Genomic DNA, 24,076 nt, shown 5'->3' on the forward strand with positions numbered 1-24,076 from the left:
CAAGTTTTCGTGGGCGAGCAAAGTCGACACACCCGATATGCGTCCACACTGTTTCCGATCAAAAATGGTTTGCATTGAAGTAAAGCAAATGTTTCGAGTCAGAGCTCTGACCCCGGTTGTAGGCGCTTTAGAAGTTGTTTAGCCGGAGTTTGCCGCCGGTTATGCGAGGTTCTGGCAGGGCGCGATTCCGGTGGGCAGCCGGTCGTGCCCGACGTACAATACTGCCTTGTTCTTTCTTATCGCATCGAGGAATCGCCATGACCGTCTACGACAAACTGAAATCGCTCAATATCACCCTCAGCCCGCCAGCCGCACCCGTCGCCGCGTATGTGATGTACGTGCAAACAGGAAATCTGGTGTTTATTTCCGGACACATCGCGAAGAACGCCGATGGTTCCGTGAACGCCGGTCAGCTGGGCAAGGAAATCACCACCGAACAGGGCGTCGCCGCCGCGCGCGCGATTGCGATCGATCTGATGGGCACGCTTCAGGAAGCGTGCGGCGGCGACCTCGGCAAGGTCAAGCGCGTGGTTAAGCTGATGAGCCTGGTTAATTCGACGCCCGGCTTCACCGACCAGCACATCGTCACCAACGGCGCCTCGGAACTGCTGGGCGAGGTGTTCGGCGATGCAGGCAAGCATGCCCGCTCGGCCTTCGGCGTGGCGCAGAATCCACGCGGCGCCTGTGTGGAAATCGAAATGATCGTCGAAGTCGCTTAAACCATCAACATCCGGACGCTGCTTATCCGGCGGCGTCTTTCCAGCCGCTTACCCAGCGTGCTCTATAATCGGCCCAGTGCGAACCCGGCCGCCTTGACTGTGAGACCAGTATGAAAATCGAAAATCCAAACCCCATCGAGTGGCGTTTTTCCGAGCGCGCCAGCCAGCTTCAGAGTTCGTTCATCCGCGAAATCCTGAAGATCACCCAGCGTCCGGAGATCATCTCCTTCGCCGGCGGCCTGCCCTCGCCTGCCACCTTCCCGGTCGAACACATGAAGGCGGCCTTCGACAAGGTCCTGTCCGAAAACGGTAAAGTGGCGCTGCAGTACGGCCCGACCGACGGCTACCCGCTGCTGCGCGAGTGGATCGCCAATTCGCTGTCGACGGCCACCTGCAAGATCCTGCCGGAACAGGTCTTGATGACCTCCGGCTCGCAGCAGGCGCTCGACCTGCTGGGCAAGGTGCTGATCGACGAAGGCAGCCGCGTGCTGGTCGAAACGCCGAGCTACCTGGGCGCGCTGCAGGCGTTCTCGGTCTACCGTCCCGAATTCAAGTCGGTCGCCACCGACGAGCATGGCCTGGTGCCGTCCTCGATCGCGGCCGTGGCCGAAGGCGCGCGCCTGCTGTACGCGCTGCCGAATTTCCAGAACCCGACCGGCCGCAGCCTGTCCATCGAGCGCCGCCAGGAACTGGTCGAAACCTGCGCCCGCCTCGGCCTGCCGCTGATCGAGGACGATCCGTACGGCGCGCTGAGCTACAAGGGCGAGCCGTTCCCGAAGATGCTGAACATGAATCCGGACGGCGTCATTTACATGGGCTCGTTCTCGAAGGTGCTCACGCCCGGCATCCGCCTCGGCTACGTGGTCGCGCCGCTGCCGCTGGTGCGCCGCCTGGAGCTGGCCAAGCAGGCCGCCGACCTGCACACCGCGCAGCTGACCCAGATGGTGGTCTACGAAGTGGTCAAGGATGGCTTCCTCGACCAGCACATCCCGACCATCCGCGCGCTGTACGCCAACCAGTGCCAGGCGATGCTCGATGCGATCGCCGAATTCTTCCCGGCCAGCGTGACCTGGACCAAGCCCGAAGGCGGCATGTTCATCTGGGTGACCCTGCCCAAGCATATCGACGCCATGAAACTGCTCGACCAGGCCATCGCGGCCAAGGTGGCTTTCGTGCCGGGCGCGCCGTTCTACGCCAACGAAGCCGAAACGAACACCCTGCGCCTGTCCTTCGTGACCGTGCCGCCGGAGCGCATCCGTGAAGGTGTCGCCATCCTCGGCAAGCTGATCGCCGCGCAGCTGTAAGCGCCGCTTCACCAGTGCCAACGCCGTCCCCCAGCTCACTGGCGGACGGCGTTTTTGCATTTGTATGCCGCATGGGTCCCATGTTATCTTGAGGCTAATTCAACAGCGTCGAGGAAGCGGATGGTCAATCGGATCGCGAACGCACGGCTGGTGGCCTTGTCCATCGCGCTGGCCTGGCCCGGCGCGGCCATGGCCCAGAGCACCGATGAAGAGGAACTGGCGCTGACCTACGGCGAGCGCGCCGTGGTCAGCATCGCCACCGGCACCCGGCAGCCGCTGGCACGCGCGCCGGCGGTAGCCTCGGTCATTTCCGCGGCCGACATTGCGGCCATGGGCGCGAGCGACCTCGATCAGGTGCTGGAAAGCGTGCCTGGCCTGCACGTGTCGAGCTTCTCGGCGCCCTTCAATCCCATCTACAGCATCCGCGGCATCCACACCGGCTACAACCCGCAGGTGCTGATGCTGGTGAACGGCCTGCCGATCACCTCCGTCTTCGCCGGTAACCGCGGCCAGGCCTGGGGCGGCATGCCGCTCGAGAACGTGGCGCGTATTGAAGTCATTCGCGGCCCCGGCTCGGCCCTGTATGGCGCCGATGCCTTTTCGGGCGTGATCAACGTCGTCACCAAGACCGCGGCCGACCTCCGCGGCGTCGAATCGGGCGTGCGCCTGGGGAGCTTCAACAGCCGCGACGCCTGGGTGCAGTCCGGCCACGCCTGGGGGCCGCTGCGCGCGGCGCTGTATCTGCGCGCCGGCGGCACCGATGGCGCCAAACGCGTCGTCGAACAGGATGTGCAGAGCGGCCTCGATGCCCTTTTCGGCACGCGCGCCTCGCGCGCTCCCGGCACGGTCAGCGCCAGCCGCCGGGCGTTCGATGCGCGCACCGATCTCGAATGGGGCAACTGGCGCCTGCGCGGCGCGTACCAGAAGCGCGAAACGGGCATCGGCGTGGGCCTGGCCGACGCGCTCGACCCGGACGCGCGCGTACCCGAGACGCGCACCTACCTGGACCTGAGCTACAGCAAGGCGGGCTTCGTTCAGCACTGGGACTTGTCGGCGGTGCTGGGCTACCATGCGCTCAACAACCGCCCGGGCGACCCGGCCTACCGCCTGTTCCCGGCCGGCGCCTTCGGCGGCGCCTGGCCCGATGGCGTGGTGGGCAATCCCGGCCACGCCGAGCGCCATTACAACGCCAGCGTGTCGGCCTTCTACACCGGCTTCGATGCGCACCGCATCCGCGTCGGCGCCGGCTACCGTGTCGATGACCTCCACAGCGCCACCGAAACGAAGAACTTCAGCTTTGCGCTGGTACCGGGCGTGGGCGCCACCCTCACTCCCCTGCCCGCGCTGGTGGACGCCACCGGCAATCCGGCGCTGGCCTACCTCACGCCGCACAAGCGCGACATCCAGTACGCCTTCGTCCAGGACGAGTGGCGCATCGCCAACGACTGGACCCTGACCGCGGGCGTGCGCCACGACCGCTATTCGGACTTCGGCGGCACCACCAATCCGCGCGCGGCGCTGGTGTGGGACGCCGCGTACAACGTCATCGTCAAGGCCATTTACGGCCGCGCCTTCCGCGCCCCGCATTTCGTCGAACAGTACACGATCAACAACCCGGTCAACGTGGGCAATCCGAACCTCAATCCGGAAACCATCGAGACGGGCGAGCTGGCCGTGTCGTGGCAGCCGGCCGGCGACTGGCGCACCAGCCTCAATCTGTTCCGCTACCGCATGCGCGACATCATCGTGGCCGCGCCCAACGCCGATCCGGGCACCGGCAAGACGTTCCGCAACACGGGCGACCAGAGCGGACGCGGAGTCGAGTTCGAGGCCGCCTGGACGCCCGTGCGCGCGCTGCGCCTGGCCGCCAGCATGTCGTACCAGCGCAGCATCGATGAAGCCAGCGGCAGGGATGCCGGGCTGGCGCCGCACCGGCGCCTGTTCGCGCGCGCCGACTGGCGTGCGGCGCCGGCGTGGCGCATCGGCGCCACCGTCAACCACGTGGCCGACCGGCGCCGCGAACCGGGCGACACGCGCGCGCCCATCGCCGACTACACCACCACCGACATGAGCGTGCTGCGCGAGCGCCTGTTCGGCAACTGGGAGCTGCGTGCTTCGGTCCTCAATCTGTTCGACCGCGACGTGCGCGAGCCGAGCGTCGCTCCGGGTAATATCCCGTTCGACCTGCCGATGCCGGGGCGCGCATTGTCGCTGCAGATCAGGCACGCCATGTAAGCGGCGACCAGATAGTTCCCATCGGAAGGATTCAGATCACCAGCGCATGACACGTGCAGCAAGCGGCGCCATTTACCCGTGAGGCATAAAGCCACACAATCGCCGTAACAGACACAACTGAATTGATAACAGGAATACAATTAGCCGACAACAGCGCGCTCTGATAGGTACGGGAGCAAATGCTGGGCACACTCGTGGATGCGCCATGAATATTGAGCATCGCAACAACGTCACCTGTTACGGGAACGGTCCCTCGACCCTGGTATTCGGTCACGGTTTCGGCTGCGACCAGAGCATGTGGCGCAAGCTGCTGCCCTCTTTCACCGAGCGCTACAAGGTCATCCTTTACGATCTCGTCGGCAGCGGCAAGTCGGACCTGTCGGCCTACAACGAACTCGACTACGCCACCCTGCACCGCCACGCGGAAGACTTGCTCGAAATCATCCACGAATTTTCCAACGAGCCGGTGGTTTTCATCGGCCATTCGGTCAGCGCCATGATCGGCATGCTGGCCGCGATCCGCGAGCCGGCCATGTTCGCCGGCCAGGTCATGGTCGGCCCATCGCCCTGTTTCATCAACGATGGCGATTACATCGGCGGCTTTAACCGCGAAGACATCGACGGCTTGCTGGGCCTCATGCACGACAACTACCTGAAGTGGGCCGCCAACATCGCCCCGATGATCATGGGCGCGCCGGACCAGCCCGACCTGCAGCAGGAGCTGACCGCCAGCTTTTGCCGCAACGATCCCGAAATCGCCCGGCACTTCGCGCGCGTCACGTTTTTGTCGGACCACCGCGCCGACGTGCCGCGCTCGCACACGCCGACGCTGGTCCTGCAAAGCACGGACGACATGATCGCGCCGCGTGAAGTCGGCGAATACATGCGCAAGCACCTGCCGGTGAGCTGGCTGGCCTTTGTCGACAATATCGGGCACTGCCCGCACATGAGCGCGGCGAGCGAAAGCACGGAGCTGATCCAGACCTTCATCACGCGTTTGCTCAAGTAGGCGCGCTGCCGGATAATGCGGGTCGAAGCGGCGCACCTCGCGCCGCCGCGACAACCTGCGAGAAGACCTTGACCGACCAATTCAACCAGAGCGATATCGACGCCGTCTACCGGGTTATCGCCGCGCGGCGCGACGTGCGGCACTTCGTGCCGGGCGCCATCGACGAGGCGCTTTTCGCAAGGCTGGTCGAAGCGGCGCACCAGGCGCCCAGCGTGGGGCTGATGCAGCCGTGGCGCTTCATCCGCATCCGCAGCGGTGCGGTGCGCGAAGCCATCGTGAAGCTGGTCGACGAGGAGCGCCTGGCCACGGCCGACGCGCTGGGCGAGCGCGGATCGGAATTCATGCGGCTCAAGGTCGAAGGCATCCGCGAATGCGGGGAACTGCTGGTGGTCGCGCTGATGGACCGGCGCGAGGAGTATGTGTTCGGCCGCCGCACCCTGCCCGAGATGGACCTGGCGTCGGTCGCCTGCGCACTGCAAAACATGTGGCTGGCCTCGCGCGCGGAGGGGCTGGGCATGGGCTGGGTGTCGCTGTTCGATCCAGACAAGCTGGCGGCGCTGCTGTCGATTCCGGAGGGAGGCAGGCCGGTTGCGGTGGTCTGCATCGGGCATGTGGCGCAGTTTTATCCGATGCCGATGCTGGAGATGGAGGGGTGGGAAAAGCGCCGCAAGCTGGAGGATCTGGTATTTGTGGATAGTTGGGAGCAAAAAACCGCGCCGTCCGCGTAAGCGTGTGGCCGTTCTCGCCCCCCTGGCCCGTCGGTTCTGACAGTGCCAGAACCGACGGGGCATCAAGGCTTCCTCGGATACCCCGTAATCTCCGCAATCTGCGCATACATCGGCTGCAGACACGCGTACATCTTGCGGTACACCTGCTTGTACAAGCGGTCGTACATCGCCTGGTTCGCCGCAATCGGCTCGAACACCCGGCCGATGCGCGTCATCCCAGCAATCGCCGCCGCAAAGTCCGGATACAAACCCAGCCCCACCGCCGCCGCGATCGCCGCTCCCAGTCCCGACGTTTCATACACATGCGGCCGCGCGGTCGGCAGCCCGAAAATGTCGGCCGTCAGCTGCATCGCCGCGTCGCTCTGCGACCCGCCTCCCGACACGCGCAACTCGGTAATCGGCACCCCGCTGCGCTTTTCGGTGCGTTCCTTCCCTTCGCGCAGCGCATACGCCAGCCCTTCCAGGATCGCGCGGTACACATGCGCGCGCGTGTGCACATCGCCAAAGCCGATAATGGCGCCCTTCGCCTCCGGCCCCGGCACGCGGATGCCGGGACTCCAGTAAGGCTGCAGCATCAGCCCCATGGCCCCGGCCGGGACCGCGTTCACCAGTTCATCGAACAGCTGCTCCGGCGCCACATCCTCTTCCAGTGCGCGCGCGCGTTCGTGGTGGCCGAACTGCTCCTTGAACCAGTTGACCATCCAGTAGCCCCGGAAAATCTGCACCTCGGTGCTGTAGGTGTCCGGAATGGCCGCCGGATACGGGGGAATGAAGGGCGTCACTTCCACATAGCGCTTGCTGGTGGTGTTGATGGTGGCGGTGGTGCCGTAACTGAGGCAGCCGATATGCGGCGCCTGGCAGCCCGCCCCGATCACTTCGCACGCCTTGTCGGCCGCCGCCGCCAGCAGCGCAATGCCGGCCGGGATGCCGGTCAGCGCGGCCACCGCGTCGCCAATCACGCCGATCACGGTACCGGGCGCCACCAGTTCGGGCAGCATCTGCGGCGTGATCGCGAGCGCCTGCCACTTCCAGTCGCGCGGCCCGGCCCAGCGCTGGCGCTTGTAGTCGAACGGCAGATACGCCACCTGCGAACCGGTCGAATCGACGTAGCGCCCGCACAGCCGGTAATTCAGGTAGCCGGACAACAGCAGCACCTTGTGGGTGCGGTCCCACACGTCCGGCTGGTGCGCCTTGATCCAGTTGATCTCGGCCTCGCCGCGAAAGTAGTCGATCGTGCCCTTCACGCGCGCCAGCCGGAACGCGGCGTTCCACCACATGCCCACGGGCGGCGCCAGGTCGGTGCGGCGCTGGTCCAGCCAGGTGATGGCCGGGCGCAGCGCCTTGCCATCCTGGCCGACGTTGATCACCGTGCCGCGCTGGGTGGTGACGGCCACGCCCTGCACCAGCGCCTTGTCGGCACCAGGCTGCTCCCATAGCTGCTTGCAGGCGCGGCACAGCGACTGCCAGTAGTCTTCCGGGTCGTGTTCGGCCCAGCCGGGATGCTCGGAAAAATAGCTCTCGAAGTGCACCTGCGATTTGGCGACGATATTACCCTGCAGGTCGAACAGGATCGCACGCACGCTCTGCGTGCCGTTGTCGATGGCGAGGATGGTCTTGTCAATCATGGCTGTTCATCCTCTCGGTCAGGCTGGAAGGCCGTAGTGCGCCCGCCATAATGCCAGATAGGCCGCTTCGCTCGCGTTCCAGCGCGCGTCGTCCCATTCCAGCTCGCGCTGGCAGATGGCGCGGATGCGCGCCATGTGGCGTACCCCGCCGCCGCGCAGCTGCAATCCAAGCCGCGTGCGGCGCAGCAGCAGGTCTTCCAGATGCTGCACCGCTTCGGTGCGCGCGGCCCAGCGCAGTTCGGCCCACAGCGATTCGGTGCCGGGAATGGTGTCAAGCTCGCCCTTTTCGGCTGCGTCGATCAATGCCTGCGCGTGCGCGCCGTAGCGCCCCCGCAAGCGCCGCACCACCGCCGCGCGCAGCGGTGCGACCAGCGACGGCGCTGGCGCGAACACGGGGCGCGGCGCCAGGTCGTCGCGCCAGCCTGCCAGCAAAGGCATGGCGTGGCGCAGCGCATCGAGCGCGATGACGCGGAAGGTGGTCAGCTTGCCGCCGGTGACGCTCAAGAGCCCGTTTTCCAGCCACACCGCATGGTCGCGCGATGCCTTGGACGGATCGCCCGCGCCGCTGTCGATCACCGGCCGCACGCCGGCGTAGGTGGCAATCACGTCCGACTCTTGCAGCGCCAGCTGCGGAAACTGCGCGTGCAGCGCCGCCATCAGATAGTCGAGTTCCGCCCGCGTGATGGCCGCTTCGCTGGCCAGGCCGTCGCCATGATCGACGTCGGTGGTGCCGACCAGCGTAATGCCTTCCCACGGAAAGGCGAACACCGGGCGCCCGTCGGCCGGGTGCATCAGGCTGACCGCCTGCGCCAGCGGCAGGCGCCACGCCGGCAGCACCAGGTGGCTGCCGCGCAGGGGGCGCAGGCGCGGCGCGGCGCCGGCATGGCCGCGCAGTTCGTCGGCCCAGGCGCCGGTGGCGCTGATGACCACGCGCGCACGCACCTCGTGGGTGGCGCCATCGCGCCCGTCATGCAGCAGCGCGCCATTGACCGTGCTGCCACTTCTCAGCAGCGAGCGCGCGGCCATGTAGTTGATCGCCACGCCGCCATGGGACTGGGCTTCCTGCAGCACGCGCAGCACCAGGCGCGCGTCGTCGGTCTTGGCGTCGGTGTAGAGCATGCCGCCCTGCAGTCCGGTGCGCGCCACGTTGGGCGTCATCATCGCGAATTCGCCGTCGTCGACATAGTGGCGTTCACGTTTTCCGGCCATCAGGTCGTAGATCGCCAGTCCGAGCAGGAAGGTCTTGCGGCCCGGTTTGCGGCCCACGTAGTCGCCGAAGGCAAAGCTTTGCGGTTCCACCAGCCCGGCGGCCCCGGCCAGCAGCGCGTCGCGCTCGTGCACCGATTCGCGCGTGAGAGCGAATTTGCCCTCTTTCAGGTAGCGCAAGCCGCCGTGCACCAGTTTCGACGAACGGCTTGATGTACCCCACGCAAAATCGCGCTGTTCGACCAGCAGCGCCTTCAGGCCGCGGCGCGACGCCTCCAGCAGGATGCCGGCGCCGGTGATGCCGCCGCCGATGATCAACAGGTCCCATTCGCGCGCCAGCAGCACTGGCAAGGTCTCATGCCAGCCGTTCCGCCAGTGGGCAGTCACGGCGACACCAGCTTGCCCGGGTTCATGCGCCCGTCCGGATCGAAGTGGCGGAACAGCGTGCGCATGGCGCCCATGCCCAATAAGCCTTTTTCGGACGCGAGGTACGGCGCGTGGTCGGCGCCAACGCCGTGCTGGTGGCTGATGGTGCCGCCATTGATGACGATCGCTTCCGACACGGTGCTCTTCAAACGGCGCCAGCGCCGCAAGTCTTCTTCGTAGCTGCCCGACAGGCGGTACACGAACGTGGTGTAGACGCTGGCGCCCTGCGCGTACAGATGCGACAGGTGGGTGTAGGCGTGCACCCGCTCGCCGCAGGAGGCCATGGCCTGCGTGGCGGCTTCTTCCAGCGCCTGCATCATCGGGGTGACGCCCGGCCAGTCGACCGCCGTCTCCACCGTGTCGATGGCGTAGCCCTGCTCCCATGCGGCATTGCGCAGGTAGACGTTGCGGAAGCGGTTCTGCTTCCATTTGTCGCCCATGGTGCGGCCCACGTGCACGCCGCCGCCGGCGCGCGCGACCGCCAGGGCGGCGCGCAGCGCGTGTTTGGCGTTGGCGGCGGTGCCGCTGGCGCCGATCATCAGCATGCATTTGCCGTCGGCGCAGCCGCGCCAGCGCAACCAGGTTTCCAGCGCGCCGATCAGGCGCTTGTGGCCGGCCAGGGTCAGCATGGTCAGCGTTTCGAGGGGATTGGACAGGCGCAGCATCGACAGCGGCAGCCTGGCCTGGGCCAGTTCGCGCGTGGCGGCGGCCGCCGATTCCCAGTCGGGGAAGAACACGGCGTGGAACGCTTCGTACTGCGGCAGGCGGCTCACGCGCACCGTCGCTTCGGTCAGGATGCCCAGGCGTCCTTCGGAGCCAAGCACGATCTCGCGCAGGTCGGTTCCCGCCGCCGACGCCGGAAAGGTCGGCAGGTCGAGCGTGCCGGCCGGGGTTTCGACCCGCCCGCCGGCGAACAGCTGTTCGATGCGCCCGTAGCGCAGCGACTGCTGGCCCGAGGAGCGCGTGACCACCCAGCCCCCCAGGGTCGAATATTCGAACGATTGCGGAAAGTGGCCCAGCGTGTAGCCGAAGGCGCGCAGCTGCGCTTCCAGGTCCGGCCCCAGCACGCCGGCGCCGAACGTCGCCAGCTGCGCTTCCTTGTCCAGATCGATCATGGCGCGCATGCGCGTCATGTTGATGGTGAGGACCGGCGCCGCTCCCGCTTCCACGCCGACATGGCCTGCCACGCTGGTGCCGCCGCCGTAGGGAATCACGATGGCGCCGCTGCGTGCCGCAAAATCGAGCAGGTCGCGCACTTCTTCCCCGCTTTCCGGATACGCCACGCCGTCCGGGGCGGTGTCGATTTTGCCGTAGCGAAGACGCAGCCAGTCGGGCAGGCTCTGGCCGAGCGCATTGGCCAGGCGCGCGCCGGCCGAGGTGTCGACCAGCGGATGCGGCGGCAGGCGGCTGGCGCCGATGCGCGCGCAGGCGTCGGCGTGGCTGGTCTCGGCACCCGCGGTCCCGGGCCCGAGGCGCTCGCCCAGAAACGCCAGCGCGTCCGCATTCAACGCAAATTCAATGGCGTCGTCGCCCCATCCGTTCCACCGCTTCATCGTTTTTTCCCGTTATACTTGGCTGTTCATCCACGGCCGCCAGCGTATGCGAAGGCGGGCTTCACGTATTGCGCTTTTATGACAACCGCCTTGTTCAAACATGCCAGCGATGCCCCCAGTGCTTCGGCCTGACGCGCGCCGCGTCACCGGGTCCTATCTGCAGCCGCTGCTCGAAGCGGCGCAGGCGCGCGGCGTGGCCCCGGCCGCGCTGGCCGGCGCCGCCGGCCTGCCCGCGACAGCGCTCGACCGGCTGCCCGACTCGCTCGGCGCGGCCGACTACGTGCGCCTGCTGGGCGCCGGGGCCGAGCTGGCGGACGATCCGCATTTCGGGCTGCACGTCGGCGAACGGGTAAAACTGGGCACATACAGCGTGTACGGACTGATTTTGCTGTCCTGCCGCGATTTTGGCCAGGCTTTCCAGCAGACCTTGCGCTACGAGCAGCTGGCGCACGACCTGGGGCGCTCGCTGCTGCATCTCGATGGCGAGCAGGCGCACTACGAATGGGTCAGCAACTACCCGGAGGGCAACCGCCACCTGGTCGAAAGCGTGTTTGCCGGCATCCGCACCTTCAGCACCTGGCTGGCCGGGGCCGCGCTGCCGGCGCCGCAACTGCGGTTCACGCATGCGCAGCAGGCCGACGGCGCCGAATACGAACGCATTTTCGGCGTGCTGCCGCGCTTCGGGGCGCCGGTCAACGCGGCCGGTTTCGACGCCCAGCTGCTTGGCTGGCCGGTGCCGAACGCCGATGTGGGGCTGTATCCGGTGCTGCAGCAGCACGCCGAACAGCTGCTGCGCGAACGCAGCCGGCGCGACGATGGCGTGGCGGCCCAGGTGCATGCGGCCATCATCCGCAACCTGGCGCACGACCGGGTGCGGCTGGCCAGCATCGCCGAGGAACTCAAGCTCTCGCCGCGCACCCTGCAGCGCAAACTGAGCGAGGCCGGGGCCAGCTTCCAGCAGGTGCTCGACCAGGCGCGCTACGCGCTGGCCACAGATTACCTGCGCCAGGGCAGCCTGTCGCTGGTCGATATCGCGTTTTTGCTGGGCTATCAGGAGCAAAGCGCGTTCTCCCACGCGTTCAAGGAATGGTCCGGCGTAAATCCCGGAGCATGGCGCGACAGCGGCCATTTGCGCCTATAATACGTCGCTGTTCCGATCTACGCTAACCCTGCGCTTCCCCTGCGCCAAACCTGGCAACGCCGTGAATCCACATCTCGACAAACTGCACCCCTACCCTTTTGAAAAACTGCGCCAGTTGTTCGCGGGCGTGACCCCGAACCCGGACTACGCCGCCATCAGCCTTGGCATCGGCGAGCCGAAACACCCGACGCCCGCCTTCATCCAGAAGGCGCTGGCGCACGGGGTGCCGGGACTGGCCACGTATCCGACCACGGCCGGCAGCGACGCCTTGCGCGGCGCCATCGCCGGCTGGCTGGAACGCCGCTACGGCGTGCCGGCACTGAACGCGGCCACCCAGGTGCTGCCGGTGAACGGCTCGCGCGAGGCCCTGTTCGGGATCGCCCATTGCGTCGTCGATGCGTCGAAACCGGCGCCGCTGATCGTCTGCCCCAATCCGTTCTACCAGATTTACGAGGGTGCGGCCTACCTGTCCGGGGCCACGCCGTACTTCGTCAATTCGGAGCCGGGCCGCAATTTCGGCTGCGACTACGCCAGCGTGCCGGACGATATCTGGCCGCGCGTGCAGTTGCTGTACCTGTGCACCCCGGGCAACCCGACCGGCGCCACCCTGTCGCTGGAAGACTGGAAGCAGCTGTTCGCGCTGTCCGACCGCCATGGCTTCGTGATCGCGGCCGACGAATGCTATTCCGAGATTTACCACACCAGCAGCGCGCCGCTCGGCGCGCTGGAAGCGGCGCACCAGCTCGGGCGCAGCGGCGGCGAGACCCCGTACGCGAACCTGATCGTGTTTTCCAGCCTGTCCAAGCGCTCCAACGTGCCGGGCATGCGCTCGGGCTTCGTGGCGGGCGATCCGGCCGTGATCAAGAAGTTCCTGCTGTACCGCACCTACTGCGGCGGCGCCATGTCGCCCCCGGTGCAGGCGGCGTCCATTGCGGCCTGGGGCGATGAAACCCACGTCCAGGAAAACCGCGTCAAGTACCGCGAAAAATTCGCCCTCGTCACCCCGCTGCTCAAGGAAGTGATGGATGTGGAACTGCCCGACGCCGGCTTTTACCTGTGGGCCGATGTGCGCCGCAGCGGCCTGTCGGACACCGAATTCGCGCGCCGTCTTTACGCGGAATATAATGTCACGGTCCTGCCGGGCAGCTACCTGGCGCGCGACGCCCACGGCATCAACCCGGGCAGCAACCGCATCCGCATGGCCCTGGTCGCCGAAGTCGACGAGGGTGTCGAAGCGGCCCAGCGCATCGTCCAGTTTTGCAAGGCCCTGAAGTCGCACTGAATCCGTCGAACCGAATCCGCCATACCACCTAATAAGATACCGATCATGACCCAACAACTTCAAAACCTTATCGACACCGCCTGGGAACAGCGCGCCGAGATCACCCCGGCCAACGGCACCGCGGAACTGCGCGAGGCAGTGGCCCACGTGATCGCCGGCCTGGACGACGGCAGCATGCGCGTGGCGCAAAAAACCGGTGCCGACTGGGTCGTCAACCAGTGGATCAAGAAAGCGGTGCTGCTCTCCTTCCGCCTCGAGAACAACAGCGTGATGACGTCCGACGGCACCATGCAGTTCTACGACAAGGTACCGACCAAGTTCGCCAACTACACGGCCGACGATTTCGCGCGCGGCGGTTTCCGCGTGGTGCCGCCGGCAGTCGCCCGGCGCGGCAGCTTCATCGCCAAAAACGTGGTGCTGATGCCGTCGTACGTCAACATCGGCGCCTACGTCGATGAAGGCGCCATGGTCGATACCTGGGCCACGGTCGGTTCGTGCGCGCAGATCGGCAAGAACGTGCACCTGTCCGGCGGCGTGGGCATCGGCGGCGTGCTCGAACCGATGCAGGCCAATCCGACCATCATCGAAGACAACTGCTTCATCGGCGCCCGTTCCGAGATCGTCGAAGGCGTCATCGTCGAGGAAAACTCGGTCATTTCGATGGGCGTGTACATCGGCCAGTCGACCAAGATCTACGACCGCGCCACCGGCGAAGTGAGCTACGGCCGCGTGCCGGCCGGCTCGGTGGTCGTATCGGGCAACCTGCCCTCGGAAGATGGCAGCTACAGCCTGTACTGCGCCGTGATCGTGAAGCGTGTGGACGCCAAGACACGCGCGAAAACCGGTATCAACGAATTGCTGCGCGGTATCTGATACAGTAAAAGTCCAAACCAGGAGAAAAAAAATGGCAATGGACCGCTTGTTCCATCTGATGAAAGAAAAAAACGCGTCGGACATGTTCTTCGCGGTCAATTCGCCCGTCCACATCAAAATTAACGGCAACCTGATTCCCATCAACCAGCAAAAACTGGAGCCGGAAAACATTTCCGCCCTGCTCGCGGAAATCTGCACCCAGGCGCAGATGGATGAGCTGATGCGTGAAAATGAGCTGAACCTGGGTATTTCGGTCGCCAACCTGGGCCGTTTCCGCTTGTCGGCCTTCCGCCAGCGCGGCACCATTTCGGCCGTGTTCCGCTTTGTGCCGGCCGTGATTCCGGCCCTGGAAGACCTCGGCCTGCCGCACGTGCTGGCCGACCTGATCATGGAAAAGCGCGGCTTGCTGCTGCTGGTCGGCGCGACCGGCTCGGGCAAGTCGACCACCATCGCCTCGATGCTGGACCACCGCAACGAATTGCGCGCCGGCCACATCCTGACCCTGGAAGACCCGATCGAATACCTGTTCAAGAACAAGAAATCGATCGTCAACCAGCGCGAAATCGGCAGCGATGCCAGTAGTTTCTACACGGCACTGCGCAATTCGATGCGCCAGGCGCCCGATTGCATCCTGATCGGCGAGATCCGCGACAAGGAAACCATGGCCGCCGCCCTGGCCTACGCCCAGTCGGGTCACCTGGTACTGGCGACCTTGCACGCGAACAACTCGTACAACGCGCTGAACCGGATCATCAGCTTCTATCCGATCGAAAACCGGCCGGCGCTGCTGCAGGATCTGTCGTCGGCGGTCAAGGCGATTGTCTCGCAGCGCCTGGTGCGCTCGGCGGCCGGCGGCACGCGCCAGGCGGCGGTCGAAATCATGGTCAACACGCGCTATATCGCCGACCTGATCGACAACGGCGAGATCGGCCAGATCAAGGAAGCGATGGAAAACAGCCTCTCGCCCGGCTCGCAGACGTTCGAGTCGGCCTTGTACGAGCTGGTCAAGAGCGGCCTGATCACCCAGGAAGAAGGCCTGGCCAATGCGGACTCGGCCACCAACCTGTTGTGGCTTCTTAACAACGGTCCGGAAGTGCGCGCCGCCAGCACCCAGGAGGCGGCGCCCAAGCCGGTCGAGGAATCGTCGTCGTTTACCGAGTTCACGCTCAACAGCTGATGCCGGCGGCGCCCGCCGCCCCCCCCTGCGCCGCCCGCGTGCAGGGGATTTTTTTCCGGCCGCGCCGGCATGGAGCGGCATCGGCCATGTGCCGGGCGTGAAGGACAAGCAGCCTGCCCTCTTCAATCGAGCTTGCTTTTGACAGCGCCGCGCCACAAGTTCATTCAAGCAGTTGCCGTTCCAGTATCCTTTGGATAAACTGGCCCCCACCGGGTTTTGCTGCAATCAACGCCCGCACATCCGCTTTCCCCACACTCTCATCGACGCCAGCAGCGCCGGCCGCCGTTATCACGGCCGCATACGCGTCCAGCACGTCGATACCTGTAATGTCGTAGCCCCATCCATTGGCAATGCCGCGCAGCGCCGTCATGCCGGCCGCTCGCGCAAACTCCGGCCTTTCTACAGCAAAATCCCTGGCCGCGCGTATGAGCGTGCGCGGGTCTGACGGGCTCCGATTTGCCAACTCAATGGCCAGCTCGAAGAAGCCCGCATCCTTTGCGGCAGCAAACCATTTCCCCTCCTGGCCAGGCTGGCTTGCAACCAGGTCGCGCAAAATGACCTCCCTCGGCATGGCCGGGTACTTCTTCACGATGGCCTTGAATGTCGCCACATTGGTCGTGGCGTACGTCGCCTGAACCGCGTAGCGCGAATATGCTTCGTCGGGAAACCCCGAGTCCAGCAGAACACCTTCGCAGAACGCCGCAATCGCCGCCAGGGGCGCGTTCAATCCTTTCGAGTCCTCGGCGTACGCAATTGCCTCTGCGCGCTTTCCTGCCGCCGCCAGGGCCCTGGCGCCCCACACCCTGTTGTGCCAGCACTTGTGCCGGTACTCGGACTTTGCAATCAATGCCAGCAGCTCGTCGTGGCGGCCAGCCGCATACATCGCGCTCAGGCATGCGCTCGTCCCCTTGAAATACCCAAACTCCCCACTGCGCGCGCAGTGCTCCCACATCGCCGTCAACGTTGGCGACAGGTAGTCGGCCCGGCCCGATGCAATTTCCGGCGTGGTGCAAAGCTCGCCCCAGAAGTCCCCGAGGTACTCGAGGTAGGGGATGTCATCTTCTTGAAAGGCTTCCCACAGACGGTCCAGCCATTTCTCTCGCACCGCGCGGCTGACCGTGGCCCTCGCGATGATTGGCACCAAGGTCTCGATGGCGCGGTTGACTGCGGAACCAATGCCGCCCGAGCTGCTGTCTACCTGTTCAATAGCCGGCGCCACCTTCTCCAGGAATAGCACAGCCCCCTCGGCGGCCAGTATCGGCTCCTTCTTCGCGACCGCCTTGATCTCGCTGATGGCTTCCTTGATGCGCAGAATTGGCGTGTTGGACTTCCAACCGAAGGCTCTGCGACGAAAGCGCGGCGCGAACTGAAATTTGTATGCTGTAGCCATTGTTTGGAACTTGCCCTGTAAGGTTTTTTTGACGGCCGTCGCGGGCCGGTCTGCCGCTGAGCCGTATTCCGGCATGGTTGTCGAAGCCAGGCCATGAATCGCATGAACGATTTATCTTGAAATGTTCACTTTCGCCGGCCTGCTTCAAAGGTGGTTAGCAGCTCCACGATGTCTTTGACACTTTCGCCAGACTCTTGTTTCCAAGCGACGCAGTCGGCTACCCGGGCCGGCCGCCCCCCCTCGGGCTGTTGTAGAGCTCAATGATACTTATCTATGATGGCGTGGCGGGCGCGATTCCTGGCCTGACATTTTAGCTGAGCCTGGTTCTGTTTGGGGGCGCGCCCTGGGCAAGGGCATCGTACGGCTTGGACTCAGATATTGCGGCCGGGAGTTGCCGCTTCATCGCTCCATTCGGCAATCCGGTCCAACTCTGCGCGCCGTTGATGAGCGCGCGGATCGCGCAAATGAACAAATGCATCAATCAGCGGAATCGGTCCGTTTGCCGTTTTCCCCGTCCAAATATCGAGAAAAGACGCCTTTCTCAGCGAGTTTGCAAGCAATATTTCAGGACCTTGGACCCGGGGCGACGGCGACGCCTTCATGCAATCGCCCTGGCCCCTCCCCGGCGGCGGCGCTGGCAGGGTCGCGCCTGTGGTATCCTCCCGGATTCCCCAAGAATACTCTGGCCAGCACGTCCGCATGCGGGCGCCGCTTGTCCACGCTCCTGATCGACCATGAAAAAAACCCTGTACGGCATTCCCAACTGCGACACCGTCAAAAAAGCCCGCACCTGGCTGACGGACCACGAGCAGGTTTTCGACTTCCACGACTTTAAAAAGCAGGGGCTCGAACGCGCCACCGTGGCCGCCTGGCTTGAGCAGCTCGACTGGGAAGTGCTGGTCAACCGCAAGGGCACCACATGGCGCAAGCTGCCCGACGAGCGCCGCGCGGCCATCGTCGACAAGGCCAGCGCGCTCGAACTGATGCTCGAACAGCCTTCCGTCATCAAGCGCCCTGTCCTCGCGGGCGCAGGCAAGCTGTCGGTCGGCTTCTCCGACGACCAGTATCGCCAGATCTTTTCACTGTAATGCCCTGCCAAAGACCCCAATGACCTTTTCCCGTACCCTCGCGCTGACCGAAAAACTGATTGCGCTGTCGTCGGTCACGCCCGATGACAAAGGCTGCCAGCAGCACCTGATCGACCTGCTCTCGCCGCTCGGCTTCGCGTGCGAGACCATCGAATCGAACGGCGTGACCAACCTGTGGGCGCGCAAGGGCAGCAGCGCCCCGGTATTCGTATTCGCCGGCCACACCGACGTGGTGCCGACCGGCCCCGTCGAACAATGGCAGTCGCAACCCTTCATTCCGACCCAGCGCGACGGCAAGCTGTATGGCCGCGGCGCGGCCGACATGAAGACCTCGATCGCGGCCATGGTCGTGGCGTGCGAAGAATTCATCGCCGAACACCCGGACCACACCGGCTCGATCGCCTTTCTCATCACCAGCGACGAGGAAGGCCCGGCCACCGACGGCACCGTGGTGGTGTGCCGCCTGCTGGAAGAGCGCGGCGAAAAGATCGATTACTGCCTGGTGGGCGAGCCGACATCGGCCAGTGTACTGGGCGACATGATCAAGAATGGCCGCCGCGGTTCGCTGTCGGGCAAACTGACGATCAAGGGCATCCAGGGCCACATCGCCTACCCGCAGCTGGCGCGCAACCCGATCCACCAGGGCGCCGCGGCGCTGGCCGAACTGGTCGCCGAACAGTGGGACGCGGGCAATGAATACTATCTGCCGACTTCCTGGCAGATGTCCAACATCCACGCCGGCACGGGCGCCAACAATGTGATCCCGGGCGACGTGGCGATCGACTTCAACTTCCGCTTTTCGACCGCCAGCACGTTTGAAGACCTCAAGGCGCGCGTGCATGCGATCCTCGACAGGCACGGCCTCGAATACGACCTGGCGTGGACCTTGTCCGGCCTGCCCTTCCTGACCCCGCGCGGCACCCTGTCCAATGCCTTGTCGGCCGCCATCCTCACCGAGACCGGCTTGCAGACCGAGTTGTCGACCACGGGCGGGACCTCGGACGGGCGCTTCATCGCCCGCATCTGCCCGCAGGTGATAGAATTCGGCCCTCCGAATGCCAGCATCCACAAGATCGACGAGCACATCGACGTGCGTTTCATCGATCCGCTCAAGAATATCTATCGCCGCACGCTCGACAACCTGCTGGCGCCTGCGCCGCACAACACATGACCCGAGAACAGCCATGACCACTACCCTGTTTACCACCCCGCGCGACCTGCTGCGCTATGCCATCACCCGTTTCAACGGCGCCAAGCTGTTTTTCGGCCACGGCAGCGCCGAAGCGCTGGACGAAGCGGCTTACCTGATCCTGCATACGCTCAAGCTCCCGCTCGACAAGCTCGATCCCTTCCTCGACGCGCGCCTGCTGCCTGACGAAGTACTGCAGGTGCTGGCCGTGATCGAACGCCGCGCCAACGAGCGCGTGCCGGCCGCCTACATCACCAACGAAGCGTGGCTGGGCACTTATGCCTTCTACGTCGACGAGCGCGTGATCGTGCCGCGCTCCTTCATCCATGAACTGATCCCGCACCAGTTCAGCCCCTGGGTGGAAGATCCGTACGCGGTCGAGAACATCCTCGAACTGTGCACCGGGTCGGGCTGCCTGGCGATCATGATGGCCGACGCCTTCCCCGACAGCGTGGTCGATGCGGTCGATATCTCGACCGATGCGCTGGCCGTGGCCGAGCACAATATCCGCGAATACAAGCTCGAAGGGCGGGTCAACCCGATCGCCTCGGACCTGTACCAGAATGTCCCGTTCAAAAAATACGACCTGATCATCTCGAACCCGCCGTACGTCAATTCGGCGTCGATGGCGTCGCTGCCGCCCGAGTACCTGCGCGAGCCGCAGATTGCGCTCGACGGCGGCGCCGACGGCATGGACCTGGTGCGCAAGATCGTCGCCGGCGCGGCCGAACGCCTCACGCCGAACGGCATCCTGATGGTCGAAATCGGCAACGAGCGCGATTACGCGGAAGCGGCCTTCGGCCACCTCGGCCTGACCTGGGTGACCACCAGCGCCGGCGACGACATGGTTTTCCTGCTCACCGCAGAACAGTTGCAAGCACAGTAATCCTCACTCATTACAAAAAGTAGAACATGATCCGTTTCCTGAACGTTAGCCTGATGCGCGGCACCAAGCCGCTGCTGGAAGGCGTCGACCTTACCCTCAACCCGGGCGATAAAATCGGCCTGATTGGTGCCAATGGCGCCGGCAAATCGAGCCTGTTCGGCATGCTGCGCGGCGAACTGCACCCGGACCAGGGCGAGATCGATTTCCCCGCCAAATGGCGCATGGCTTACGTGGCCCAGGAAACGCCGCCGCTCGAACGCGCGGCGCTCGATTACGCCATCGACGGCGACGTCCACCTGCGCAAGCTCGAAGCGGAACTGGCGCGCCTGGAATCGGAACCGGAATCGACCGACAACGGCATCGCCATCGGTGAAATCTACAGCGCGCTGGCCGACGCCGACGCCTACACGGTGCAGTCGCGCGGCGAACAGCTGCTGCTGGGCCTTGGCTTTTCGCTATCGCAGATGCAGCAGCCGATCGCCAGCTTCTCGGGCGGCTGGCGCATGCGCCTGAACCTGGCGCAGGCGCTGATGTGCCCTTCCGACCTGCTGCTGCTCGATGAACCGACCAATCACCTGGATCTGGACGCGATCATCTGGCTGGAAGACTGGCTCAAACGCTACGCCGGCACCCTGATCATCATTTCGCACGATCGCGACTTCCTCGACGAAATCGTCAACGTCATCGTGCACATCGACGAGCGCAGGCTGAAACGCTACTCGGGCAACTACTCCGGCTTCGAGCGCCAGCGCGCGGCCCAGATGATCCTGGCCGCCGGGGCGCTGGCCAAGCAGCAGCGCCAGCGCGCCCACCTCGAGTCGTTCGTGAACCGCTTCAAGGCACAGGCCTCGAAAGCGCGCCAGGCCCAGAGCCGCATGAAGGCACTCGAAAAGATGGAAGAACTGGCGCCATTGCGCGCCGCCGCCGAATTCTCGTTCGAGTTCCGCGAGCCGCTGGCCGCACCGAATCCGCTGCTGGTCATGGAAGACGTGGATGCCGGCTACCACATCCTCGACGAGCATGGCGACAAGGTCGGCGACAAGGTAATCGTCTCCGGCATCAAGTTCTCGCTGCAGATCGGCCAGCGCATTGGCCTGCTGGGTGTGAACGGCGCCGGTAAATCGACGCTGATCAAGACCATCGCCGGCGAACTGATGCCGCTGACCGGCGACGCCACGCTCGGCAAGGGCCTGTCGATCGGCTACTTCGCCCAGCACCAGGTGGAAATGCTGCGCCATGACGAATCGCCCCTGTGGCACCTGGCGAAAATTGCGCCGACCGTGCGCGAGCAGGAGCTGCGCAACTTCCTGGGCGGCTTCAACTTCCCGGGCAATATGGTCACCAGTCCGATCCGCCCGTTCTCCGGCGGCGAGAAGGCGCGCCTGGCACTGGCGCTGATCGTCTGGCAGCGCCCTAACCTGCTGCTGCTCGATGAACCGACCAATCACCTGGATCTGGAAACGCGCGAGGCGCTGACCATGGCGCTGGCGCAGTTCGAGGGCACGCTGGTGGTGGTATCGCACGATCGCCACCTGCTGCGCGCCACCACCGACCAGTTCATCATCGTCGCCGACGGCAAGCTGCAGCCGTTCGACGGTGACCTGGACGACTACAAGGACTGGCTGTTCCAGACCAAGCTTGGCAAGGGCACCACCGTGCTGCCGGCGGCGGGCAAGGACAACAAGACGGCCTTCCCGGTCGCGACAGCGGTAGCCATGCCAGCGGCGCCGGTGGCCGACAAGAAGGACCAGAAGCGCCAGGACGCGGAGCTGCGCCAGCGCACGGCCGCGCTGCGCAAACCGATCGAGGGCAAGATCAAGCGCCTGGAAGAGCAGATCGCCAAGCGCAACGAGCAGAAGGCGGAGGTTGACGGCAAGCTCGGCGAAGCGAGCATCTATGAAGCGGCCAACAAGGCCAAGCTGAAAACGCTGCTGGCGGACCAGTCGTTCTACAAGAAGGACCTGGCGCAGCTGGAAGCGGAATGGATGGAGCTGCAGGAGCAGCTGGAAGGTTTGGCGGCTTAACTGTCAGCGCGTCGCCCCGCGCCAAGGCGGGGGCGACGGCGCGCAGGTTCGCGCGAGCGCGAAAATGCCGCGGCGAGAGTTCTTATGCGGCCTTTTGCGCGCCGGCGACGGTCTCGCGCCGGATCGACATCAGCTTGTCGATGTCCACCAGGATCAGGCGCCGGCCATCGGTTTCGCCCAGTCCCATCAGGTAGTCGCAATCGCTGTCGCGGGTCAGGCCCGGAATCGGCATGATCTGGTCCGGATACAGGCGCACCACATCGGTTACCCCATCGACCACCATCCCCATCACGCAGGTCGACAACTGCAGGATGATCACGTCGGTCATCGGGTCGGGCGAAGCGGCGCGTTCGTTGAACGCGACCCGCATGTCCACCAGCGGCATGATCACGCCGCGCGACACCGCCACCCCTTTGACGATCGCACCTTCGGACGCGAAGCGTTCGAGCGACTTGAACGTGCGCAATTCCTTGACCTTACGAAAGTCCACCCCGTATTCCATCCCCCCCAACTGGAAGCTCAGGAACTCCATCTTGCCGATGGGGGCAGACTGCGTTGAAATCGTGTGCATGGTGGTCCTTTCGTCTCTGCGGGGCTGCGGCAAGGTCGCGAAACCCCATCGTAATGCGCGTGTGCAAGCCTCTCGTTGAGCCCGATCAAGGTTTCCGGCGGTCTGGCTGGGCTTGCAATGCAAGCGGAACGCTTTACAATGGGGCGGCAATATTCCGGGGGACAATTGCAAATTTGAAGGGTGGATAATGTATCAATGGGTGAAGCGAATTTTTTCGGCTTCCGAGCCGGCGCGGGATGCGCCCGGCCAGGTGCCAGGCAGCCAGCCGGCACCCGCCGTTGCCGCAAGCGCGGCGCCAGTGGGCAGCGCAGCCCAGCTATCTTTCGAGCAACGCGACGGGGTCAACGGCAGCTACTTCAATTGGCTGTTCGACAATGCCGACGTGCCCGGCCTGGACACCACGCCGCATGAAAACCAGGTGCTCGATGCGCTGACGGCCATCCTGGCGTCGCAGCAGTCGGGCGCGGCGCTGGTGCGGCGCCTGCCCGGCCTGCTGCCGCAGCTGCTGCAAAGCCTGCGCAGCGATAACTTTTCGGGCGCGCAACTGTCGCGCACCATCTCCAACGACGTGGTGCTGGTGGCGGCCGTGATCCGCATGGCCAATACCTCGTTCAAGGGCAGCGGCACCACGATCAGCAGCGTCGAACACGCGGTCATGCTGATCGGCCAGGAAGGCTTGCGCCACCTGCTCACCAGCGTCGCCTTCCGCCCCATCATCGACCTCAATTCGGGCCGGTACACGCGCCTGCTGGCGCCGCGCATCTGGGACCAGTCCGAGCGCTGCGCGGTGGCCAACCGCATGCTGGCCGAGGACATGGGCATCGATCCCTTCGAGGCCTTCCTCGCGGGCCTGGTGCAGAACGTGGGGCTGATCGTTACCCTGCGCATCATGGACCAGATGAGCCGTGGCGAGAAGGAACTGGGCTCGGAGATGTTCTGCGCGCGCCTGGTGCGCGACGCCCGCATCCTCACCTGCAGCATCGGACGCGAATGGAATTTCCCCGACAGCGTGGTCACCGCCATCGGCGAACAGGCAGGCATGCGCAAGGGCGTGACGGTGTCGCCGCTGGGACGCTTGCTGACCCAGTCCGATTACCTGAGCAAGGTGCGCATCCTGGTCGACAACGAGCGCCTGGACAAGGACGATCCGGTGCTGTTCAAGGGCCTGTCGCCACGGGCGATGGCGTGCTACCGCGAGCTCGATGCGATCGCTGACGATGCGGTAGCGCCTCCCGCCGCGGCGCCGGCGCCGTGAGTGCGGCCATCGATCCGGGCGAAGTGGAGTTTTCCGCGATCCGCGCCCAGGGACCGGGCGGGCAGAACGTGAACAAGGTGTCGTGCGCGGTGCACTTGCGCTTCGACGTGGTGGCGTCGTCGCTGCCGGACGCCATCAAGGAACGGCTGCTGGCATTGTCGGACCAGCGCATCACCCAGGCGGGCGTGGTGGTGCTCAAGGCGCAGCAGTCGCGCAGCCTGGAACAGAACAAGGAAGACGCGCTGCGCCGGCTGCAGGAACTGGTCGACAGCGTGGCCGTGCTGCCCACGGTGCGGCGCGCGACGCGGCCGACCCGCAGCTCGCAGCGCAAACGGCTCGACTCCAAGACCCGCAGCGGGCAGACCAAGGCGATGCGGGGAAAGGTCAGCGAGTAA

The 24,076-nt window shown here is 65.1% G+C and carries 21 protein-coding genes; 15 read left to right on the forward strand and 6 right to left on the reverse strand.

Annotation, left to right across the window (positions count from 1 at the left end):
• Positions 1-257: 257 nt before the first annotated feature.
• From RBA41_RS12770 to bluB, 5 genes are all read left to right on the forward strand, one after another.
• Complete coding sequence (locus RBA41_RS12770) at positions 258-719, forward strand: RidA family protein (protein ID WP_099876827.1); 462 nt, start codon at positions 258-260, stop codon at positions 717-719.
• A gap of 110 nt (positions 720-829) precedes the next feature.
• Positions 830-2,023: an aminotransferase-like domain-containing protein gene (locus tag RBA41_RS12775; protein WP_167084908.1), complete on the forward strand. Its 1,194-nt coding sequence runs from the start codon at positions 830-832 to the stop codon at positions 2,021-2,023.
• Positions 2,024-2,143: 120 nt separating this feature from the next.
• Positions 2,144-4,258, forward strand: a complete 2,115-nt coding sequence (locus RBA41_RS12780; protein ID WP_306624293.1) for a TonB-dependent receptor plug domain-containing protein — start codon at positions 2,144-2,146, stop codon at positions 4,256-4,258.
• A gap of 205 nt (positions 4,259-4,463) precedes the next feature.
• Positions 4,464-5,267 (forward strand): alpha/beta fold hydrolase, encoded by an 804-nt coding sequence (locus RBA41_RS12785; RefSeq protein ID WP_306624295.1) that lies wholly within the window; start codon positions 4,464-4,466, stop codon positions 5,265-5,267.
• 68 nt (positions 5,268-5,335) lie between these two features.
• Complete coding sequence (bluB, locus tag RBA41_RS12790; RefSeq protein ID WP_306624296.1) at positions 5,336-5,995, forward strand: 5,6-dimethylbenzimidazole synthase; 660 nt, start codon at positions 5,336-5,338, stop codon at positions 5,993-5,995.
• Positions 5,996-6,057: 62 nt separating this feature from the next.
• Here the strand turns inward: bluB and RBA41_RS12795 are convergent, their stop codons facing one another.
• The 3 genes from RBA41_RS12795 to RBA41_RS12805 are packed head-to-tail and all read right to left on the reverse strand — an operon-like array spanning position 6,058 to position 10,805.
• Entirely contained in the window at positions 6,058-7,620 is a 1,563-nt protein-coding gene (locus RBA41_RS12795; protein WP_306624297.1) for an FGGY-family carbohydrate kinase, read from the reverse strand.
• Between the two features lie 18 nt (positions 7,621-7,638).
• Entirely contained in the window at positions 7,639-9,213 is a 1,575-nt protein-coding gene (locus RBA41_RS12800; RefSeq protein WP_306624298.1) for a glycerol-3-phosphate dehydrogenase/oxidase, read from the reverse strand.
• Positions 9,210-10,805, reverse strand: a complete 1,596-nt coding sequence (locus RBA41_RS12805) for an FAD-binding oxidoreductase (RefSeq protein WP_306624299.1) — start codon at positions 10,803-10,805, stop codon at positions 9,210-9,212. The genes RBA41_RS12800 and RBA41_RS12805 overlap by 4 nt, the downstream gene beginning before the upstream one ends.
• Before the next feature lie 100 nt (positions 10,806-10,905).
• Between RBA41_RS12805 and RBA41_RS12810 the strand changes: the two genes are divergently transcribed.
• The 4 genes from RBA41_RS12810 (at position 10,906) to RBA41_RS12825 (ending at position 15,278) form a co-directional block, all read left to right on the forward strand.
• Positions 10,906-11,946, forward strand: a complete 1,041-nt coding sequence (locus RBA41_RS12810) for an AraC family transcriptional regulator (RefSeq protein WP_306624300.1) — start codon at positions 10,906-10,908, stop codon at positions 11,944-11,946.
• Positions 11,947-12,007: 61 nt separating this feature from the next.
• Positions 12,008-13,228 carry a succinyldiaminopimelate transaminase gene (dapC, locus tag RBA41_RS12815; protein ID WP_306624301.1) on the forward strand — a complete coding sequence of 407 codons (1,221 nt, stop codon included), beginning with the start codon at positions 12,008-12,010 and terminating at the stop codon, positions 13,226-13,228.
• Positions 13,229-13,273: 45 nt separating this feature from the next.
• Positions 13,274-14,101 carry a 2,3,4,5-tetrahydropyridine-2,6-dicarboxylate N-succinyltransferase gene (gene dapD, locus RBA41_RS12820; protein ID WP_306624302.1) on the forward strand — a complete coding sequence of 276 codons (828 nt, stop codon included), beginning with the start codon at positions 13,274-13,276 and terminating at the stop codon, positions 14,099-14,101.
• A gap of 31 nt (positions 14,102-14,132) precedes the next feature.
• The gene (locus RBA41_RS12825) at positions 14,133-15,278 is read left to right on the forward strand and encodes a PilT/PilU family type 4a pilus ATPase (RefSeq protein WP_306624303.1); all 1,146 of its coding nucleotides are present in this window, start codon (positions 14,133-14,135) and stop codon (positions 15,276-15,278) included.
• Between the two features lie 160 nt (positions 15,279-15,438).
• Here RBA41_RS12825 and RBA41_RS12830 read toward each other — a convergent pair whose 3' ends face one another.
• Positions 15,439-16,743, reverse strand: coding sequence for a hypothetical protein (locus tag RBA41_RS12830; protein WP_306624304.1), 1,305 nt, complete (start codon positions 16,741-16,743; stop codon positions 15,439-15,441).
• Positions 16,744-17,039: 296 nt separating this feature from the next.
• Complete coding sequence (locus RBA41_RS12835; protein WP_306624305.1) at positions 17,040-17,270, reverse strand: hypothetical protein; 231 nt, start codon at positions 17,268-17,270, stop codon at positions 17,040-17,042.
• Positions 17,271-17,402: 132 nt separating this feature from the next.
• Here RBA41_RS12835 and RBA41_RS12840 point away from each other — a divergent pair, with 132 nt between their 5' ends.
• Genes RBA41_RS12840 through RBA41_RS12855 form a run of 4 tightly spaced genes read left to right on the forward strand, consistent with a single transcriptional unit; the run spans position 17,403 to position 21,855 of the window.
• Positions 17,403-17,756 (forward strand): ArsC family reductase, encoded by a 354-nt coding sequence (locus tag RBA41_RS12840; protein WP_306624306.1) that lies wholly within the window; start codon positions 17,403-17,405, stop codon positions 17,754-17,756.
• Between the two features lie 19 nt (positions 17,757-17,775).
• Entirely contained in the window at positions 17,776-18,927 is a 1,152-nt protein-coding gene (gene dapE / locus RBA41_RS12845; RefSeq protein WP_306624307.1) for a succinyl-diaminopimelate desuccinylase, read from the forward strand.
• A gap of 13 nt (positions 18,928-18,940) precedes the next feature.
• Positions 18,941-19,831 carry a 50S ribosomal protein L3 N(5)-glutamine methyltransferase gene (prmB, locus tag RBA41_RS12850; RefSeq protein ID WP_306624308.1) on the forward strand — a complete coding sequence of 297 codons (891 nt, stop codon included), beginning with the start codon at positions 18,941-18,943 and terminating at the stop codon, positions 19,829-19,831.
• A 26-nt stretch (positions 19,832-19,857) separates the two neighbouring features.
• A complete protein-coding gene (locus tag RBA41_RS12855) occupies positions 19,858-21,855 on the forward strand; it encodes an ATP-binding cassette domain-containing protein (RefSeq protein ID WP_306624309.1) in 1,998 nt (665 codons plus the stop codon).
• 82 nt (positions 21,856-21,937) lie between these two features.
• Here RBA41_RS12855 and RBA41_RS12860 read toward each other — a convergent pair whose 3' ends face one another.
• Complete coding sequence (locus tag RBA41_RS12860) at positions 21,938-22,426, reverse strand: chemotaxis protein CheW (protein ID WP_306624310.1); 489 nt, start codon at positions 22,424-22,426, stop codon at positions 21,938-21,940.
• A 199-nt stretch (positions 22,427-22,625) separates the two neighbouring features.
• Here RBA41_RS12860 and RBA41_RS12865 point away from each other — a divergent pair, with 199 nt between their 5' ends.
• A complete protein-coding gene (locus tag RBA41_RS12865) occupies positions 22,626-23,681 on the forward strand; it encodes an HDOD domain-containing protein (RefSeq protein WP_306624311.1) in 1,056 nt (351 codons plus the stop codon).
• A complete protein-coding gene (gene arfB, locus RBA41_RS12870) occupies positions 23,678-24,076 on the forward strand; it encodes an alternative ribosome rescue aminoacyl-tRNA hydrolase ArfB (RefSeq protein ID WP_306624312.1) in 399 nt (132 codons plus the stop codon). The genes RBA41_RS12865 and arfB overlap by 4 nt, the downstream gene beginning before the upstream one ends.

It is taken from the genome of Massilia scottii, assembly GCF_030846495.1.
Taxonomy (GTDB): Bacteria; Pseudomonadota; Gammaproteobacteria; order Burkholderiales; family Burkholderiaceae_D; genus Telluria_A; species Telluria_A violaceinigra.

What these genes read in the sequence shown, in the direction of transcription:
- RBA41_RS12770 (WP_099876827.1), top strand. Translation starts at nt 258, where the DNA reads ATGACCGTCTACGACAAACTGAAATCGCTCAATATCACCCTCAGCCCG.
- RBA41_RS12775 (WP_167084908.1), top strand. Translation starts at nt 830, where the DNA reads ATGAAAATCGAAAATCCAAACCCCATCGAGTGGCGTTTTTCCGAGCGC.
- RBA41_RS12780 (WP_306624293.1), top strand. Translation starts at nt 2,144, where the DNA reads ATGGTCAATCGGATCGCGAACGCACGGCTGGTGGCCTTGTCCATCGCG.
- RBA41_RS12785 (WP_306624295.1), top strand. Translation starts at nt 4,464, where the DNA reads ATGAATATTGAGCATCGCAACAACGTCACCTGTTACGGGAACGGTCCC.
- RBA41_RS12795 (WP_306624297.1), bottom strand. Translation starts at nt 7,620, where the DNA reads ATGATTGACAAGACCATCCTCGCCATCGACAACGGCACGCAGAGCGTG.
- RBA41_RS12805 (WP_306624299.1), bottom strand. Translation starts at nt 10,805, where the DNA reads ATGAAGCGGTGGAACGGATGGGGCGACGACGCCATTGAATTTGCGTTG.
- RBA41_RS12810 (WP_306624300.1), top strand. Translation starts at nt 10,906, where the DNA reads ATGCCAGCGATGCCCCCAGTGCTTCGGCCTGACGCGCGCCGCGTCACC.
- dapD (WP_306624302.1), top strand. Translation starts at nt 13,274, where the DNA reads ATGACCCAACAACTTCAAAACCTTATCGACACCGCCTGGGAACAGCGC.
- RBA41_RS12825 (WP_306624303.1), top strand. Translation starts at nt 14,133, where the DNA reads ATGGCAATGGACCGCTTGTTCCATCTGATGAAAGAAAAAAACGCGTCG.
- RBA41_RS12830 (WP_306624304.1), bottom strand. Translation starts at nt 16,743, where the DNA reads ATGCCGGAATACGGCTCAGCGGCAGACCGGCCCGCGACGGCCGTCAAA.
- RBA41_RS12835 (WP_306624305.1), bottom strand. Translation starts at nt 17,270, where the DNA reads ATGAAGGCGTCGCCGTCGCCCCGGGTCCAAGGTCCTGAAATATTGCTT.
- RBA41_RS12840 (WP_306624306.1), top strand. Translation starts at nt 17,403, where the DNA reads ATGAAAAAAACCCTGTACGGCATTCCCAACTGCGACACCGTCAAAAAA.
- dapE (WP_306624307.1), top strand. Translation starts at nt 17,776, where the DNA reads ATGACCTTTTCCCGTACCCTCGCGCTGACCGAAAAACTGATTGCGCTG.
- prmB (WP_306624308.1), top strand. Translation starts at nt 18,941, where the DNA reads ATGACCACTACCCTGTTTACCACCCCGCGCGACCTGCTGCGCTATGCC.
- RBA41_RS12855 (WP_306624309.1), top strand. Translation starts at nt 19,858, where the DNA reads ATGATCCGTTTCCTGAACGTTAGCCTGATGCGCGGCACCAAGCCGCTG.
- RBA41_RS12860 (WP_306624310.1), bottom strand. Translation starts at nt 22,426, where the DNA reads ATGCACACGATTTCAACGCAGTCTGCCCCCATCGGCAAGATGGAGTTC.